Source organism: Amycolatopsis tolypomycina (genome assembly GCF_900105945.1).
Lineage (GTDB): Bacteria > Actinomycetota > Actinomycetes > Mycobacteriales > Pseudonocardiaceae > Amycolatopsis > Amycolatopsis tolypomycina.
In genome coordinates, this window is record NZ_FNSO01000004.1 from 2,236,453 (window position 1) to 2,253,573 (window position 17,121).

Here is a 17,121-nt window from a genome sequence, read left to right on the forward strand (position 1 = left end):
CGTGTCCGACGAGCCGACCCTGGTCAAGTGCCTGGTCTGGGACCTGGACAACACGCTGTGGCGCGGCACGCTGCTGGAGGACGGCGAAGTCGTGCTGTCCGAGGAGATCCGCGCGGTCGTCGCCGAGCTCGACGCCCGCGGCATCCTGCAGGCGGTGGCCAGCAAGAACGACCACGACCACGCCTGGGCCCGGCTGGAGGAGCTGGGCATCGCCGAGTACTTCGTGCTGCCGCACATCGGCTGGGCCCCGAAGTCGGCGTCGGTCGGGGCGATCGCCGAGCAGCTCAACTTCGCCATGAAGACGATCGCGTTCGTCGACGACCAGCCCGCCGAACGCGCCGAGGTGGCCCACCACCACCCGGAGGTCCACTGCTACGACGCCACGCAGGTCCTCGAACTGCCGGGACTGCCCGAGTTCAGCCCCAGGACGGTGACGGTCGACGCCGCGCGGCGCCGGTCGATGTACCAGGCCGGGTTCCGCCGCGACGCCGAGCGGGAGTCGTTCGCCGGCCCGGACGAGGACTTCCTGCGCTCGCTGGAACTCGTCATGGAAATCAAGCGCGCGGACGAGGCGGACCTGACCCGGGTCGAGGAGCTGACCCTGCGCACCAGCCAGATGAACGCCACCGGCGTGCACTACTCCGACGCCGACCTGCGCGCGTTGCTGGCCGACCCGGACCACGAGGTGCTCACGGTGACACTGGCCGACCGCTTCGGCCCGCACGGCGCGGTCGGCGTCCTGCTGCTCGGCTACCACGGCTCGGTGTGGCACCTGAAGCTGCTGGCGACGTCGTGCCGGGTGGTTTCGTTCGGGGCCGGGGCGGCGTTGCTGAACTGGCTCGTCGACGCCGCGGCGCGGGCCGGGGTGCACCTGGCCGCCGATTTCCGGCGTACGGAACGCAACCGGATGATGGACATCGCCTACCGATTCGCCGGATTCACGGACAACGGGTGTCCCTGCCTGGCCGAAGCGGCCACCGTGGACCGCGGCGACGTCGAGTTCCGGCACCTGGTGCCCGAACGCCGTCCGGCGCCGTCGACGATGACGCTGGTGGCCCCCGAACTCGCGGCGCCTGTTCAGCTGGGGATCGGCGGCAGCTGAACGCCTGGACGCCTTTACGGTGCCCGGCGACGCTGCGAAACTCACCCGGTCCGGCACCGGTTCTCGGCCACAGCACGGAAATCGATGGGAGCGCGGGAATGGAGCCTCTGGCGATCGTCGGCATGAGCTGCCGCTACCCCGGCGGGATCACGTCGCCCGAGGACCTGTGGCGCGTGCTGGCCGAGGGCAGGCACGTCGGCGGCGGGTTCCCCGAGGACCGCGGCTGGGACCCGGCCGGCCTGCCACCCGGCGGATTCCTCGACGACGCGGCCGCGTTCGACGCGGAGTTCTTCGGCATTTCGCCCCGCGACGCCGTGGCGATGGACCCGCAACAGCGGCTGGCGCTGGAAACCGCATGGGAAGTCCTGGAGCGAGCCGGAATCCCGCCGCATGCCCTGCACGGGTCGCGCACGGGGGTGTTCGTCGGAGCCGAGTCCCGCGACTACGGGCCACGGCTGCACGAGGCTCCCGGCGGGGAGGCGGGCCGCCTGTTCACCGGCACGGCCGGGAGTGTCCTTTCCGGACGGATCGCCTACACGCTCGGCCTGCGCGGCCCGGCGCTGACAGTGGACACCTCGGCATCGAGTTCCCTGGTGGCCCTGCACCTGGCGGCCTCGGCCCTGCACCGCGGCGAGTGCGACCTGGCGATCACCGGCGGGGTTTCGGTGCACGCGCTGCCGGGCGCGTTCGTGGCATTCGCGGGGCTGGGCGCGTTGGCGCCCGACGGGCGGTGCAAGCCCTTCTCAGCGGACGCCGACGGCACGGCGTGGGCTGAAGGTGTCGGTATGCTGGCCCTGGAAACGCTTTCTTTTGCCCGTCGCGAAGGCCACCGGGTGCTGGCCGTGGTCCGCGGATCGGCGATCAATTCCGACGGCGCAAGCCACGGCCTGACGGCGCCTGACGGCGACGCTCAGCAGGCGGTCATCCGGGCGGCGCTCGCTTCGGCGGGGTTGTCCTTTTCGGACGTGGACATGGTCGAGGCGCATGGCACCGGAACCCCACTGGGCGACCGGACAGAAGCGGCGGCCCTGGCGGCGACGTACGGCCGCGACCGCGACCGTCCGCTGTGGCTCGGCTCGGCGAAGGCCAACCTCGGTCACACCCTGGCTGCCGCCGGTGTGACCGGGGTGATCAAAACGGTGCTGGCGTTGCGGCACGGGGTGTTGCCGCGGATTCCCGGTCTGGGGGAGCCGGTGCCGGACGTGGACTGGGCGGCGGTGCGGTTGCTGGGGGAGCCGGTGGCATGGTCGCCGGGCGAGACGCCGCGGCGGGCGGGAGTGTCCGGATTCGGGATCGGGGGGACGAACGCGCACGTACTGATCGAGGAGGCCCCGGCGGCGGTGCCTGCGCACTTGGCTGGGGTGGCTCCGGCGGCGGTGCCTGCGCACTTGGCTGGGGTGGCTCCGGCGGCGGTGCCTGCGCACTTGGCTGGGGTGGCTCCGGCGGCGGTGCCTGCGCACTTGGCTGGGGTGGCTCCGGCGGCGGTGCCTGCGCACTTGGCTGGGGTGGCTCCGGCGGTGGTGCCTGCGCACCTGGCTGGGGAGGCACCGGCGGCCGCGAGCCTTCTCGCGCACCAGACCCGCGCGCCGGCCGAGGAAGCCCCCGCGGCCGCGCCTCCTCCCGCGCACCTTCCACTCCTCCCCGCCGGCCCCGCACCCTGGCCGGTGTCCGGCCGGACCCCGCGGGCCCTCGAAGCCCAAGCCCGCGCACTCCGCGAGCACGCCGTCGACCTCGACCCGGCCGACGTCGCGTGGTCCCTGGCCACAACCCGGTCGCCGTTCGAGGAGCGCGCCGTCGTGCTCGGTGACCACTCCGACGGCCTCACTGCCCTCGCGGCGGGACTGCCCGCCACCGACGTCGTCACCGGAACCGCCGAAAAGCCCGGTCCCGTGGTCTTCGTGTTCCCCGGCCAGGGCAGCCAGTGGCTCGGCATGGGCCGGGAACTGGCGGCGTCCTGCCCCGTGTTCGCGGCCAGGCTCGCCAAATGCGCCGCGGCCCTCGCGCCCTACACGGAGCTGCGGCTGGATGGCCCTTTCGAAGCCGCGGACGTCGTACAACCCGCGTTGTGGGCCGTCATGGTGTCGCTCGCCGCCGTGTGGCAGGCGGCCGGGGTCGCGCCGGACGCCGTGGTGGGGCACTCCCAAGGCGAAATCGCCGCCGCGGTCGTTGCCGGGATGCTGTCCCTCGAGGACGGGGCCCGGGTGGTCGCCCTCCGCTCGCGGGTGCTGACGAAACTGGCCGGGCGGGGCGGGATGCTCGCGGTCGAGCAGGCCGCGGACGTCGTCCGGGAGTGGATTGTCCCCTGGGGGGAAGCGCTTTCGGTCGCCGCCGTGAACGGCCCGCAGTCCAGTGTGGTCTCCGGGGACCCGTTGGCGTTGCGGGAACTCGCGGACGCGGTGGACGTTCGCACGCGGCTGATCCCCGTCGACTACGCGTCGCACAGTGCGCAGGTCGAACAGCTGCGCGAGGAGATCCTCGACGCCCTCGCCGGGATTTCGCCGCGGCCGGGCCGGATCCCGATGGTGTCGGCGATGACCGGGGAACGCCTGGTGGCCGCCGATCCGGCGTACTGGTACGCGAGCCTGCGCGAGCCGGTCGAGTTCGCGCGGGCCGTCCGGGTCCTGACCGCGTCCGGGCACCGGGCGTTCATCGAAGTGTCCCCACACCCGGTGCTCACCGGCGCGATGAACGCCGTCACCGGGACCCTGCGCCGCGACGACGGCGGCCCGGACCGGCTGCTGCGGTCGTTCGCCGAGGCGTACGTCCGCGGTGTCGCCGTGGACTGGGCCGCCGTCCTGCCTCAGGCCGGGAAAGTCGACTTGCCGACGTACGTCTTCCAGCGCGAACGCTACTGGCTCGGGCGCCCCAATGTGGCGTTCGGTGCGTCAGACGCACCGAACGCCACATTGGGTGCGTCTGACGCAACCAACGCCACATTGGGGCGCTCGGGGAGCGGCGGAACGCGGGATCTGCTGGAGCTGGTGCGCGCGCACGCCGCGGCCATCCTCGGCCACCGCGGCGCCGACGCGGTCCCCGGCGGGCGCACCTTCAAAGACCTCGGCTTCGACTCCGTCACCGCGGTCGACCTGCGCACCCGGCTGGCCGCCGCCACCGGGCTCACCCTGCCCACCGGGCTCGTCTTCGCCCACCCGACCCCGGCCGCGCTCGCCGCCCACCTCGCGGCCGAACTCGGCGGCGGCACCACCGTCGAGACGACGGCCCGCGCCGCCGGCGACGCCATCGCGATCGTCGGCATCGGCTGCCGCCTGCCCGGCGACGTGACCAGCGCCGACGAACTGTGGGACGTCGTGGCCGCCGGAACCGACGTGGTCGGCGGCTACCCGGCCGACCGCGGCTGGGACCTCGGCGCCCTCGCCGGCCGCGGCGGCGGCTTCCTGCGCGACATCGCCGGGTTCGACGCGGGCTTCTTCGGGATCTCGCCGCGCGAAGCCGTCGCCATGGACCCGCAGCAGCGCGTGCTGCTCGAAGTCGCGTGGGAAGCCCTGGAGAACGCCGGGCTCGACCCGCTTTCCCTGCACGGTGTGGACGTCGGCGTCTTCGCGGGCGCCTTCGCCTCGGGCTACGGCGGCGCCGACCGGACCGGGCACCTGATGACCGGGATGTCCGCGAGCGTGCTGTCCGGCCGGATCGCCTACGCGCTGGGCCTGCGCGGCCCCGCGGTGACGGTCGACACCGCGTGCTCGTCGTCCCTGGTCGCGCTGCACCTGGCCGTCCGGGCGCTGCGCTCGGGCGAGTGCGCGCTGGCGCTGGCCGGCGGGGTGACCCTGCACGCGACGCCGGAGTGGCTCGCCTGGTTCACCGAGCAGGGCGGCCTCGCCTCCGACGGCCGCTGCAAGGCCTTCGGCGCGGCGGCCGACGGCATGGGGATGGCCGAGGGCGCCGGGCTGGTCGTGCTGGAGCGGCTGGCCGACGCGCGGCGGCACGGCCACGACGTCCTCGCGGTGATCCGCGGCAGCGCGGTCAACTCCGACGGCGCGTCCAACGGCCTGACCGCCCCCAACGGCATCGCCCAGGCCCAGGTGATCCGGGCCGCGCTGGCCGACGGCGGCCTGGCACCGTCCGATGTGGACGTCGTCGAGGCGCACGGCACGGGCACCCGGCTGGGCGACCCGATCGAGGCGGAGGCGCTGCTCGCCACCTACGGGGAAATCCTGCTGGGCACGGTGAAGTCGAACCTCGGGCACACCCAGGCCGCCGCCGGGGTCGCCGGCGTCATCAAGACGGTCGCCGCGCTGCGCCACGGCGTCGTCCCGCCGACGCTGCACGCTTCGACGCCGACGTCCCACGTCGACTGGGCGGCCGGGAACCTCCGGCTGGCCACCGCGGCGACGCCGTGGCCGGAGCGGGGCCGGCCGCGCCGGGCGGCGGTGTCGTCGTTCGGCATCAGCGGCACCAACGCCCACCTGATCCTCGAACAGGCCCCGGCCCCCGCGCCCGCCGCGGCGCCCCGGCCGCTGCCGGTCGTGGCCTGGCCGGTGTCGGCGCGGACCGCCGACGCGCTCGCGGCGCAGGCCCGGCGGCTGGCCGGGCGCGCCGACCAGGACCCCGTGGACGTCGGCTGGTCGCTGGCGACCACCCGATCGGCGTTCGACCACCGCGTGGTCGTCACCGGCCGTGACGCCGAGGAGCTGCGGGCCGGGCTCGCGGCGGTCGCCGAGGGCCGCGAAGCGCCCGGCGTCGTCACGGGCACCGCAGCGGACCCCGGCCGGATCGCGTTCGTGTGCACCGGCCAGGGTGCGCAGCGGCTGGGCATGGGCCGCGAGCTGTCCGAGGCTTATCCGGTGTTCGCGGCGGCGTTCGACGAGGTGTGCGCGGAGCTGGACCGCCACCTCGACCGGCCGATCAAGTCCGTTGTGGACAGTGACTTGCTGCACGAAACCGGGTGGGCGCAGCCGGGATTGTTCGCGATCGAGGTCGCCTTGGCCGCGCTGCTCGAGTCGTGGGGCGTCGTGCCGGAGCTGGTGGCCGGGCATTCGATCGGCGAACTGGCCGCGGCGTACATCGCCGGGGTGTGGTCGCTGCCGGACGCGTGCCGGGTCGTCGCGGCCCGGGGGCGGCTGATGCAGGCGTTGCCGCGCGGAGGTGCGATGGTCGCGGTGACGGCAGGCGAGGACGAGGTGCTCGCGGTGCTGGCGGATTTTCCGGGTGCGGCGGTGGCGGCGGTGAACGGGCCGCGGTCGGTTGTTGTGTCCGGTGTGGAGGGTGACGTGCTCGCGGCGGCCGCGCGCCTTGCAGAGGCGGGGGCGCGGACGAAGCGGTTGTCGGTGTCGCATGCGTTTCACTCACCGCTGATGGAGCCGATGCTGGCGGAGTTCGCGGAGGTGACGGCGTCGGTGACGTATCGGGAGCCGCGGCTGCCGTTGGTTGCGGGGGCGGTGACCGATCCGGCGTACTGGGTGCGGCATGTGCGGGAGCCGGTGCGGTTTTCGGACATGGTGGAGTCGTTGCGGTCCCACGGTGTCCGGACGTTCGTCGAGATCGGGCCGGACGCGGCGCTGACGCCGATGGTGGTCCCGGCGGACGGCGAAGCCTGGCTGCCGGTGCTGCGCCGCGGCCGTCCGGAGCCCGAGGCTGTGGTGGCGGCGGCCGCCGGGGTGCACGTCCGCGGCGGGACGCTCGACTGGCCGGGGTTCTTCGCCGGAACCGGCGCGCGGCGGGTCGCGCTGCCGACGTATGCGTTCCAGCACAGCCGGTACTGGCTCGACGGCGGCCCAGCCGGGCCGCTGCTCGGGGCGCCGGTGGAGCTGGCGGACGGCGGCCTCGTGCTGACCGGGCGGCTCTCGCGCGGCGCGCAGCCGTGGCTGGCGGACCACGTCGTGGCCGGCGAGGTGGTGGTGCCGGGGACGGCGCTGGTCGAGCTGGCCGTGCGAGCGGGCGAGGCGGCCGGTTGCCCGCGCCTCGCCGAGCTGCTGATCTCGACGCCCCTGGTGCCGGCCGGCGACACGGACGTCCAGGTCACCGTGCGCGACGGCGAGCTGGCAATAGCCGCCCGCCCGGCAGCCGGCGGCGAGTGGACGCGGCACGCAACGGGTCGCGTCGCCCCGGCCGCGCCCGCCCCCGGTTTCCCGCAGTGGCCCCCGGCCGGCGCGGTCCCGGTGGACATCGACGGGTTCTACCCGGCACTGGCCGACGCCGGGCTCGCGTACGGCCCGGCGTTCCGCGGAGTCCGGGCGGCGTGGCGGCGCGGCGAGGAGATCTTCGCGGAGGTGGCACTCCCGGCGGGCACGGCGGCGGGGTTCGCGGTGCACCCGGCGCTGTTCGACGCGGCACTGCACGCGCTGGTGGCACTGGGGCCGGGGGAGGGAACGCGGGTCCCGTTCGCCTGGTCGGACGTGGCGGTCCACCAACCAGGCGCGGCGGCGGCCCGGGTGCACGCGGTCCCGGCGGGAGAAGGCTGGACGCTGACGCTGGCCGACGCGACGGGCAGCCCGATCGCCTCGGTGGGGTCCCTGGTCCTGCGCCCCTTCGACCCGGCGGCGGCGGTTTCCCGCGAGGCGTTGTTCCGGCTCGGGTGGGAGACGGTGGCGGCGGAGCCGGGTGGAGTGGACGGGTGGGCCGTGGTCGGGGCGGAGGTGCCTGGCGGGCCGGCCCGGTATCCGGACATCGCGGCGCTGGCTGCGGCTGTGCGGGGTGGGGCGCCGGTTCCGGCGGTGACCGTGGTGCGTTGTCCGGAGCCGGAGCCGGAGCCGGAGCCGGAGCCGGAGCCGGAGCCGGAGCCGGGGGCGGAGCCGGGGGCGGAGCCGGGGTCGGGGTCGGGGTCGGGGTCGGGGTCGGGGTCGGGGTCTGTGGCCGGGGCGGCGGTGGGCTGTGCCGAGCCACCGGCCCCGCGCCGCCTCGAACCCGATCCCGTCTCCAGCGTCGCTCCGGTCCTGGGCCTCCTGCACCAATGGCTGGCCGAACCCGCCCTCGCCACCTCGCGCCTCCTGATCGTCACCGAACGCGCCGTCGACGCCGGCCCCGGCGCGCCGGTCCGCCCGGCCGCCGCCGCGGCGTGGGGTCTCCTGCGGGTCGCCGCTGCCGAACACCCCGGCCGGATTCTGCTGTCCGATGTGGACGACCCCGCCACCCCTGCCGACCTGCTCGCCGCCGGGGTGGCGGTGGGGGAAGCCGAGTTCGCCGTGCGGGATGGGGAACTGCGAGTTCCGCGGCTGGTGCGGGCCACCGCCGGGCTGTCCGTCCCCGGGGACGATGGGTGGGAACTCGCCTCCGCGCGGCCGGGGACCCTGGAATCCCTCACCCTGGCCAGTACCGGCCGCGGCTGCCGGGCGCTCGGGCGGCACGAAGTGCGGGTTGCCGTGCGGGCGGCCGGGGTGAACTTCCGGGATGTCCTCACCACCCTCGGCATGTACCCGGGCCCGGCCGGGCCGCTCGGGCTGGAAGCCGCCGGTGTGGTCGTCGAGGTCGGCGACGGGGTCGAGACGCCCGCCGTCGGGGATGCCGTCATGGGGATCTTCCGGGGCGCCTTCTCGCCGACCGCCGTGACGGATGCCGATCTCGTGATCCCGAAGCCTGCCGGGTGGTCCTGGGCCGAGGCCGCCGCCGCGCCCATTGCCTTTGCCACCGCCCACCACGGCCTGGTCGGGCTGGGCCGCCTCCGGGCCGGGGAGTCCGTGCTCGTCCACGCGGCCGCCGGTGGTGTCGGGCAGGCCGCCGTCCAGCTCGCGCGGCACCTCGGTGCGCGCGTGCTCGGCACCGCCAGCCCGCGGAAATGGCCGCACCTCGCCGGGTGCGACCACGTCGCCTCCTCGCGGACCCTCGACTTCGAGGACGCCTTCCGCGCCGCCACCGACGGACGTGGTGTCGACGTGGTGCTCAACGCCCTCTCCGGGGAGTTCGTCGACGCCTCGCTGCGGCTGCTGGCCCCGGGCGGCCGGTTCGTCGAAATGGGCAAGACCGACCTCCGCGACCCCGACGGCGTCTCCTACCAGGCCTTCGACCTGCTGGAATCCGGTGCCGAAGGGCCGGTGCTCGCCGCGCTGAGCCCGCTGTTCGCCTCCGGGGTGCTGCGGCCACTGCCCGTCACGTGCTGGGACGTGCGACAGGCCGCCGAGGCGTTCCGGTTCCTCAGCCAGGGCCGCAACGTCGGCAAGGTCGTGCTGACCGTCCCCGCCGCGCCCGAGCCGGGCACCGTGCTGGTCACCGGCTCCTCCGGCGCCCTCGGCACCCTCGTCGCCCGGCACCTCGCGCGCCCGGGCCGCCGGCTGCTCCTGCTCTCCCGCCGCGGCCCCGGCGCCCCCGGCCTGGCGGAAACGGCCGCGCGCCTGGCGGACGCGGGCGCCGACGTGCGCGTCACCGCATGTGACGTCGCCGAACGCGCCGACCTCGAAGCCGTGCTCGACGCGATTCCCGCCGCCGCGCCGCTGCGGGCCGTCGTGCACGCCGCCGGCGTGCTGGACGACGCCGCCGTCGGCTCCCTCACCCCGGACCGGATCGCGGCCGTGCTGCGGCCGAAGGCAGGCGGTGCGTGGCTGCTGCACGAGCTGACCCGGCACCTCGCGCTGGAGCAGTTCGTGCTCTTCTCCTCGGTCGCCGGGATCTGGGGCAACCCCGGCCAGGGCAACTACGCCGCGGCCAACGCCTTCCTCGACGCGCTCGCCGCGCACCGCCGTCACCTCGGGCTGCCCGCGGCGGCGCTGGCCTGGGGCCCGTGGCAGCACGCCGGCGGCATGGCGGGCACACTGTCCGAAGTGGACTGGGCGCGGCTGGCCCGGCAGGGCCTGCGCCCGCTGTCCGACGCCGACGGCCTCGCCCTGCTCGACGCGGCGCTGCACACCGGCGAAGCGGCCCTCGTCCCGGCCCGGGTCGACGCCGGCGACGAGCCACCGCCGCTGCTGTCCGCCCTCGTCCGCCGCCCGGCTCCGCGCCCGGCACCCGCCGAAGCCGGCCTGGCCGACCGGCTCGGCGCCCTCCCGCCCGGCGAGCGGCTGCCGGCCCTGCTGCAGCTCGTCCGGACCCAGGCCGCGCTCGTCCTCGGCATGGGCGACCCCGAGGGCGTCGAGGCCACGCGCTCGTTCCGCGAGCAGGGGTTCGACTCGCTGACGGCGGTCGAGCTGCGCAACCGCCTGCACGCGGCGACCGGCGTGCCGCTGTCCCCGGCCGTCGTGTTCGACCACCCCGCGCCCGAGGCGCTGGCCCGCCACCTCGAACGCGAGCTGACCGGCGACCCGGACCCGGTGCCGGCCGCGTTCGCCGACCTGGACCGCGTCGAGACCACCGCGCCGGCCGTGACCGACGACGTCGCCCGCGCGCGGCTCGTCACCCGGCTGCGGGGGCTGCTCGCCCGCCTCGACCCGGCCGAAGCGGCCGGCGAGGCCGTCGCCGACCGGCTGGCGGCGGCCGGCGACGACGACATGTTCGCCTTCATCGACAGCCAGCTGGGGAGCTGAGAATGGCCGACGAAACCAAGCTTCGCGACTACCTCAAGCGCGTCAGCGCCGAGCTGGCGACGACGCGGGAACGGCTGCGGGCCGCCGAAGACCGCGCGCGGGAACCGGTGGCCATCGTGGGCACCGCCTGCCGGCTGCCCGGCGGGGCGGACGACGCCGACGCCCTCTGGGACCTCGTCGCCGCCGGGACCGACGCCATCGGGGGCTACCCCGCCGACCGCGGCTGGGACCTCGACGGCGCCGGCGGGTTCCTCCGCGACATCGCGGGCTTCGACCCGGAGTTCTTCGGCCTCAGCCCGCGCGAGGCCCTGACCATGGACCCGCAGCAGCGGCTCGCGCTGGAGGTGTCCTGGGAAGCCCTCGAACACGCCGGGATCGACGCCGCCACCCTGAAGGGCGCCGACGTCGGCGTGTTCGCCGGCGCGTTCGCGTCCGGCTACGCGGGCGGCCCCGCCGGCTCGCTGCACGACGACGTCCGCGGCGGGCACCTGCTGACCGGCCTCACGACCAGCGTGCTGTCCGGCCGGATCGCCTACACCCTCGGCCTCGAAGGCCCGGCGGTCACGGTGGACACGGCGTGCTCGTCTTCGCTGGTCGCCGTGCACCTCGCGGCCCGCGCCCTGCGCGCGGGGGAGTGCGCGCTGGCGCTGGCCGGCGGCGTGACCGTGCACTCGACCCCGGAGTGGCTGGTCTGGTTCACCCGCCAGCAGGGCCTCGCCTCCGACGGTCGCTGCAAGGCCTACGGCGCGTCGGCCGACGGGATGGGCATGGCCGAAGGCGCCGGGATGCTCGTGCTGGAACGGCTTTCCGACGCCCGGCGGCACGGGCACGAGGTGCTGGCGGTGATCCGCGGCAGCGCGGTGAACTCCGACGGCGCGTCCAACGGCCTGACCGCCCCGAACGGCCCGGCGCAGCAGCGCGTCATCCGCGCGGCGCTGGCCGACGCGGAGCTGGAACCGTCCGATGTGGACGTCGTCGAAGGGCACGGCACGGGCACCCGGCTGGGCGACCCGATCGAGGCCGAGGCCCTGATCGCCGCGTACGGCACCGGCCGCGAGACGCCGTTGCTGCTCGGCACGGTCAAGTCGAACATCGGCCACACCCAGGCCGCGGCCGGGGTGGCCGGCATCCTCAAGCTGGTCTCCGCGCTGCGGCACGGCGTCGTCCCGCCGACCCTGCACGCCGCCGCGCCGACGTCCGAAGTGGACTGGTCGGCGGGCACCGTCCGGCTGGTCACCGAAGCGACGCCGTGGCCGGACCACGGGCGGCCGCGCCGGGCGGCGGTGTCGTCGTTCGGGATCAGCGGCACCAACGCGCACGTCGTCCTGGAACAGGCCCCCGAGCCCGAGCCGGTTCCGGACGCGGTCCGCACGCTGCCGGCGGTGGCGTGGCCGGTGTCGGCGCGGACCCCGGAGGCGCTGGCCGCCCAGGCCCGGCGGCTGGCCGCGGCGGCGGAGCGGGACCCGGCCGACATCGGCTGGTCGCTGGCCGCCGGCCGGGCGAGCCTGCCGCACCGTGCCGTGGTGACCGGCCGCGACCCCGCCGAGCTGCGCGCCGGGCTCGCCGAGCTCGCCGACGGCGAGGAAGCGCCGAACGTCGTCACCGGGACAGCCGGGACGGCGGGCAGGACCGCCTTCGTGTTCAGCGGCCAGGGCGCGCAGCGGCGGGGCATGGGCCGGGAGCTGTACGAGGCGTATCCGGTCTTCGCGGCGGCCTTCGACGAAGTGTGCGCGGAACTGGACCGCCACCTCGGCCGGCCCGTGAAGTCCGTTGTGGACAGTGACCTGCTCGACGAGACCCAATGGGCGCAGGCGGGGCTGTTCGCGGTCGAGGTCGCGCTCGTCGCGCTGCTGAAGTCGTGGGGGATCGAGCCGGACGTCGTGGCCGGGCATTCGATCGGCGAGCTGGCCGCGGCGTACACGGCGGGGGTGTGGTCCCTCGCCGACGCCGCCCGCCTGGTCACCGCGCGCGGCCGGCTGATGCAGGCGTTGCCGCGCGGGGGCGCGATGGTCGCGGTGACCGCGAGCGAGGACGAGGTGCTCGCGGTGCTGGCGGACTTCCCGGGAGCGGCGGTGGCGGCGGTCAACGGGCCGCGGTCGATCGTCGTGTCCGGAGTGGAGGGTGACGTCCTGGCCGCGGCTGCGCGCCTCGCTGAGACGGGCACGCGGACGAAGCGGCTGTCGGTGTCGCATGCGTTCCACTCACCGCTGATGGAGCCGATGCTGGCGGAGTTCGGCGAGGTGACGGCCTCGGTGACCTACCACGAGCCGCGGCTGCCGTTGGTCGCCGGTGCGGTGACCGATCCCGCGTATTGGGTGCGGCATGTGCGGGAGCCGGTGCGGTTCGGGGACATGGTGGAGTCGTTGCGGTCCCACGGTGTCCGGACGTTCGTCGAGATCGGGCCGGACGCCGCGCTGACCCCGATGGTGGTCCCGGCCGACGGCGAGGTGTGGCTCCCGGCCTTGCGCCGCAACCGGCCCGAGCCGGTGACGGTGACCTCGGCGCTCGCGGGGCTGCACGTCCGCGGCCGCACGGTCTCCTGGGCCGGGTTCTTCGACGGCGCCGGAGCCCGCCGGGTCAAGCTGCCGACGTACGCCTTCCAGCGCACCCGGTTGTGGCTGGACGGGACAGCGCCGGAGGCCGCCGGCCACCCGCTGCTCGGCACCGCGCTGGACGTCGCGGGCGGCGAAGAGCTGCTCCTGACCGGGCGGATCTCCCTGCGCTCCCACCCGTGGCTGGCCGACCACGTCGTCGCCGGGTCCGTGGTGGTCCCCGGGACCGCGCTGGTCGAGCTGGCTGTCCGGGCCGGGGACGAGGCGGGCTGCCCGCGGGTGGCCGAACTGCTCATCGAGAGCCCCATGGCGCTGCCCGGCCGCGGTGGGGTCGAGGTGCAGGTGACCGTCGCGGCGCCCGGCGACGACGGCCGCCGCGACCTGGCCGTGTACGCCCGCCCGGACGACGGCGGCGCCTGGACGCGGCACGCGGCCGGTGTCCTCGCCCCGGACGTCGGCACCGCACCCGGCCTCGCGCAGTGGCCGCCCGCCGGAGCGACTCCGCTCGACCTCGACGGCTTCTACCCGGCCCTGGCCGAAGCGGGCCTGGCCTACGGGCCGGCGTTCCGCGGCGTGACAGCCGCCTGGCGGCGCGACGACGAGCTGTTCGCCGAGGTCGCGCTGCCGGAAGGCATCGACGGCGGGTACGCCGTGCACCCGGCGCTGTTCGACGCCGCCCTGCACGTCCTCGGCCTGGACGGCGGTACTCGGGTGCCGTTCGCGTGGTCGGACGTGGTGGTGCACGCCACCGGCGCGACCGCCGCGCGCGTCCGCCTCGCCCCGGCGGACGGCGGGGGCGTGGCGGTGACGCTGGCGGACAGCGCCGGCCACCCGGTCGTCACCGCCGGGTCGTTGACCCTGCGCGACTTCACGCCGGGCACCGCCGCCGTCGTCCGCGACGCGCTCTTCCGGCTGGAGTGGCAGCAGGCCGAAGCACCCGGCACCCCGGAGACCAGCGGCTGGGTCGTGCTCGACGGCGCGCCGGACGTCCCCGGCGCCCGGCGCGGTGCCTCGCTCGGCGAGCTGGCCGAGGCCGTCCGCGCGGGCGCCGAAGCGCCGTCGACCGTCGTGGTGCGCGTGCCGGACTCCGACAGCCCGGCCGCCGCGGCGCTGGAGCTCGTGCAGACCTGGCTGGCGCTGGACGAGCTCGCCGCGGCGCGGCTGCTGGCCGTCACCGAACGCGCGGTCGACGCCGGGCCCGGCGCGCCGGTGCGGCCCGCCGCGGCCCCGGCCTGGGGCCTGCTGCGGACCGCGGCCGCCGAACACCCCGGCCGGCTCCTGCTGTCCGATGTGGACGATCCCGCGACCGCGGGCGGCCTGCTCGCCGCCGGGGCCGGGCTGGGCGAGGCCGAGTTCGCGGTGCGCGGCGGCGAACTGCGGGTCCCGCGGCTCGTCCGGGGCACCGCGGAACTCGCGGCGCCGGCCGGGCCCTGGGCACTCGGCTACGCGAGCCAGGGCACCCTGGAGGCACTCACGCTGCAGGCGTCGGCAGAGCGGTTGCTCGGGCCGGGTGAGGTGCGGGTCGCGGTGCGCGCGGCCGGCGTGAACTTCCGGGACGTGCTGACCGTGCTGGGCATGTACCCCGGCCCGGCGGGACCGCTCGGGCTGGAGGCGGCCGGCGTCGTCGTCGAGGTGGGCAGCGAGGTTTCCGGCCTGGCCGCCGGGGACGCGGTCATGGGGATCTTCACCGGCGCCTTCGCGCCGACCGCCGTGACGGACGCCCGGCTGGTGATCCCGAAACCGGCCGGGTGGTCGTGGGCGGAGGCCGCGGCGGCGCCGGTGGCGTTCGCGACGGCCCACCACGGCCTGGCCGGGCTGGCCAGGCTCACGGCCGGCGAATCCGTGCTGGTGCACGCGGCCGCCGGTGGCGTGGGACAGGCGGCGGTCCAGCTGGCCCGGCACCTCGGCGCCCGGGTGTTCGGCACGGCGAGCCCGGCGAAGTGGCCCGTGCTGGGCGGGTGCGACCGGGTGGCGTCGTCGCGGACCCTCGAGTTCGAGGACGTCTTCCGCGCGGCGACCGAGGGGCGTGGTGTCGACGTGGTGCTCAACGCGCTGTCCGGCGAGTTCGTCGACGCATCGCTGCGGCTGCTGGCGCCGGGCGGCCGGTTCGTGGAGATGGGCAAGACCGACCTCCGCGACCCCGATGGCGTCTGGTACCGGGCGTTCGACCTGCTGGAGACGGGGGCGGCGGGGATGGGGCCGGTGCTGGCCGCGCTGAGCCCGCTGTTCGCGTCCGGGGTGCTGCGGCCGCTGCCGGTCACGTGCTGGGACGTGCGGCAGGCGGCCGAAGCGTTCCGGTTCCTGAGCCAGGGCCGCAACGTCGGCAAGGTCGTGCTGACGCTCCCGGCGGCGCCCCGGCCCGGGACGGTGCTGGTGACGGGTGCCTCCGGTGGTCTCGGCGGGCTCGTCGCGCCGCACGTCGCCCGCGGCGCGCGGAACGTCGTCCTGACGTCCCGGCGGGGCATCGCCGCCGAGGGCATGCCCGCGACCGTCGCGGCCGTGGCCGGCCGGGGTGCGGCGGTCCGGGTCGTCGCCTGCGACGCCGCCGACCGCGCCGGGATGACGGCCGTGCTCGGCGCGATCCCCGCGTCGGCCCCGCTGCGGGCGGTAGTGCACACCGCGGGCGTGCTGGACGACGCGCCGGTCGAGGCCCTGACGCCGGAGCGGCTCGCCGCGGTCCTGCGGCCGAAGGCGGACGCCGCCCGGCTGTTGCACGAATTGACCCGGGACCAGGACCTCGACGCCTTCGTGCTGTTCTCGTCGGTGTCCGGGATCTGGGGCACGCCAGGGCAGGGCAACTACGCGGCCGCAAACGCTTTCCTCGACGCGCTGGCGCTGCACCGCCGGGCCGCCGGCCTGCCCGCGACGGCGCTGGCCTGGGGTCCGTGGGACCGCGCGGACGGCATGGCGGGCAAACTGTCCGAAGTGGACTGGACCCGGCTCGCGGACCGCGGCCTGCGGCCGTTGTCCGACGCCGACGGCCTGGCCCTGCTCGACACGGCACTGGCCGGCGCGGCGCCGTTCGTCGTCCCGGCCAGGGTGTCCGGCGGCTCGGCGCCGCTGCTGTCGGGGCTGACCCGGCGTCCCCCGCGCCGCCGGACCGGCGCCCCGGCCGCGGACCCCGGCCTCGCCGGGCTCGCGCCGGAAGAGCGGGAGCGGGCGCTGCTGCGGGCGGTGCGGACCCAGGCGGCGCTGGTGCTCGGCATGGCGGGCCCGGACGCGGTGGGGGCGGAGCGCTCGTTCCGCGACCTCGGGTTCGACTCCCTGACGGCGGTGGAACTGCGCAACCGGCTGAGCGCGGCGACGGGGCTCAAGCTGTCCCCGACCCTGGTGTTCGACCACCCGGTGCCGGCCGCGCTGGCGGCCCACCTGGCCCGCGAGCTGACCGGTCCCCCACAGGTGTTCACGGCCCTGGACGGCTTGCGCCCCCTGCTGGCGGCGGTCCAGGATCCGGCCGAGAAGGCGAAGATCGTGGCGCGGCTCGAGGCTCTGGTGGCGGACCTCAACCCCGGCGAACCGGACGACGAGCACCTGGACGGGGCGACGGACGACGAGATCTTCTCGATGCTCGACACCGAGCTCGGCATCACGGGCCCATGACGACCGCGACGAGACCACCGGTCCTGACCGACCGGGCCGTGGCGATGCTGCGTGCGGTGGCGGCGGGCCGCGCGCAGCTGACGGTGAGCGTGGAGCCGGACCTGTACGTGGACGGGCTCCCGTGCTGCGACCAGACCACGGCCCACGAGCTGGCGCACACGGGTCTGGTGGCGCCGGCCCATCCGGCCCCGCCGCGCACCCGGGTCCGGGCGGAACTGACGGCCGCGGGCCGGGCGGCGTTGGCCGGCCGGTGAGTGCGGCCAGCGTCGCCCGTCCGAGATCCGTTGACAGGGGCCCGGCTCAAACGCCCCAATGTGGCGTTGGTTGCGTTGGATGCACCGAACGCCACATTGGGTGCGTTGGATGCACCGAACGCCACATTGGGTGCGTTGGATGCACCGAACGCCACATTGGGTGCGTTGGATGCACCGAACGCCACATTGGGTGCGCTGGACGCACC

At 75.9% G+C, this 17,121-nt stretch carries 3 protein-coding genes and 1 pseudogene; all 4 read left to right on the forward strand.

The genetic code is table 11. The annotated features are described in order from the left end of the window. Window position 1: 1 nt before the first annotated feature. The 4 genes and pseudogenes from BLW76_RS20500 (at window position 2) to BLW76_RS20545 (ending at window position 16,915) form a co-directional block, all read left to right on the forward strand. Complete coding sequence (locus BLW76_RS20500; RefSeq protein ID WP_091309795.1) at window positions 2–1,102, forward strand: HAD-IIIC family phosphatase; 1,101 nt, start codon at window positions 2–4, stop codon at window positions 1,100–1,102. Window positions 1,103–1,203: 101 nt separating this feature from the next. Further along, a pseudogene (locus tag BLW76_RS49755) lies at window positions 1,204–10,509 on the forward strand (type I polyketide synthase); the annotation flags it as partial. A 2-nt stretch (window positions 10,510–10,511) separates the two neighbouring features. Beyond that, window positions 10,512–16,661 carry a type I polyketide synthase gene (locus BLW76_RS20540; protein ID WP_091309798.1) on the forward strand — a complete coding sequence of 2,050 codons (6,150 nt, stop codon included), beginning with the start codon at window positions 10,512–10,514 and terminating at the stop codon, window positions 16,659–16,661. After that, the gene (locus BLW76_RS20545) at window positions 16,658–16,915 is read left to right on the forward strand and encodes a hypothetical protein (RefSeq protein WP_091309801.1); all 258 of its coding nucleotides are present in this window, start codon (window positions 16,658–16,660) and stop codon (window positions 16,913–16,915) included. The genes BLW76_RS20540 and BLW76_RS20545 overlap by 4 nt, the downstream gene beginning before the upstream one ends. Window positions 16,916–17,121: the final 206 nt, after the last annotated feature.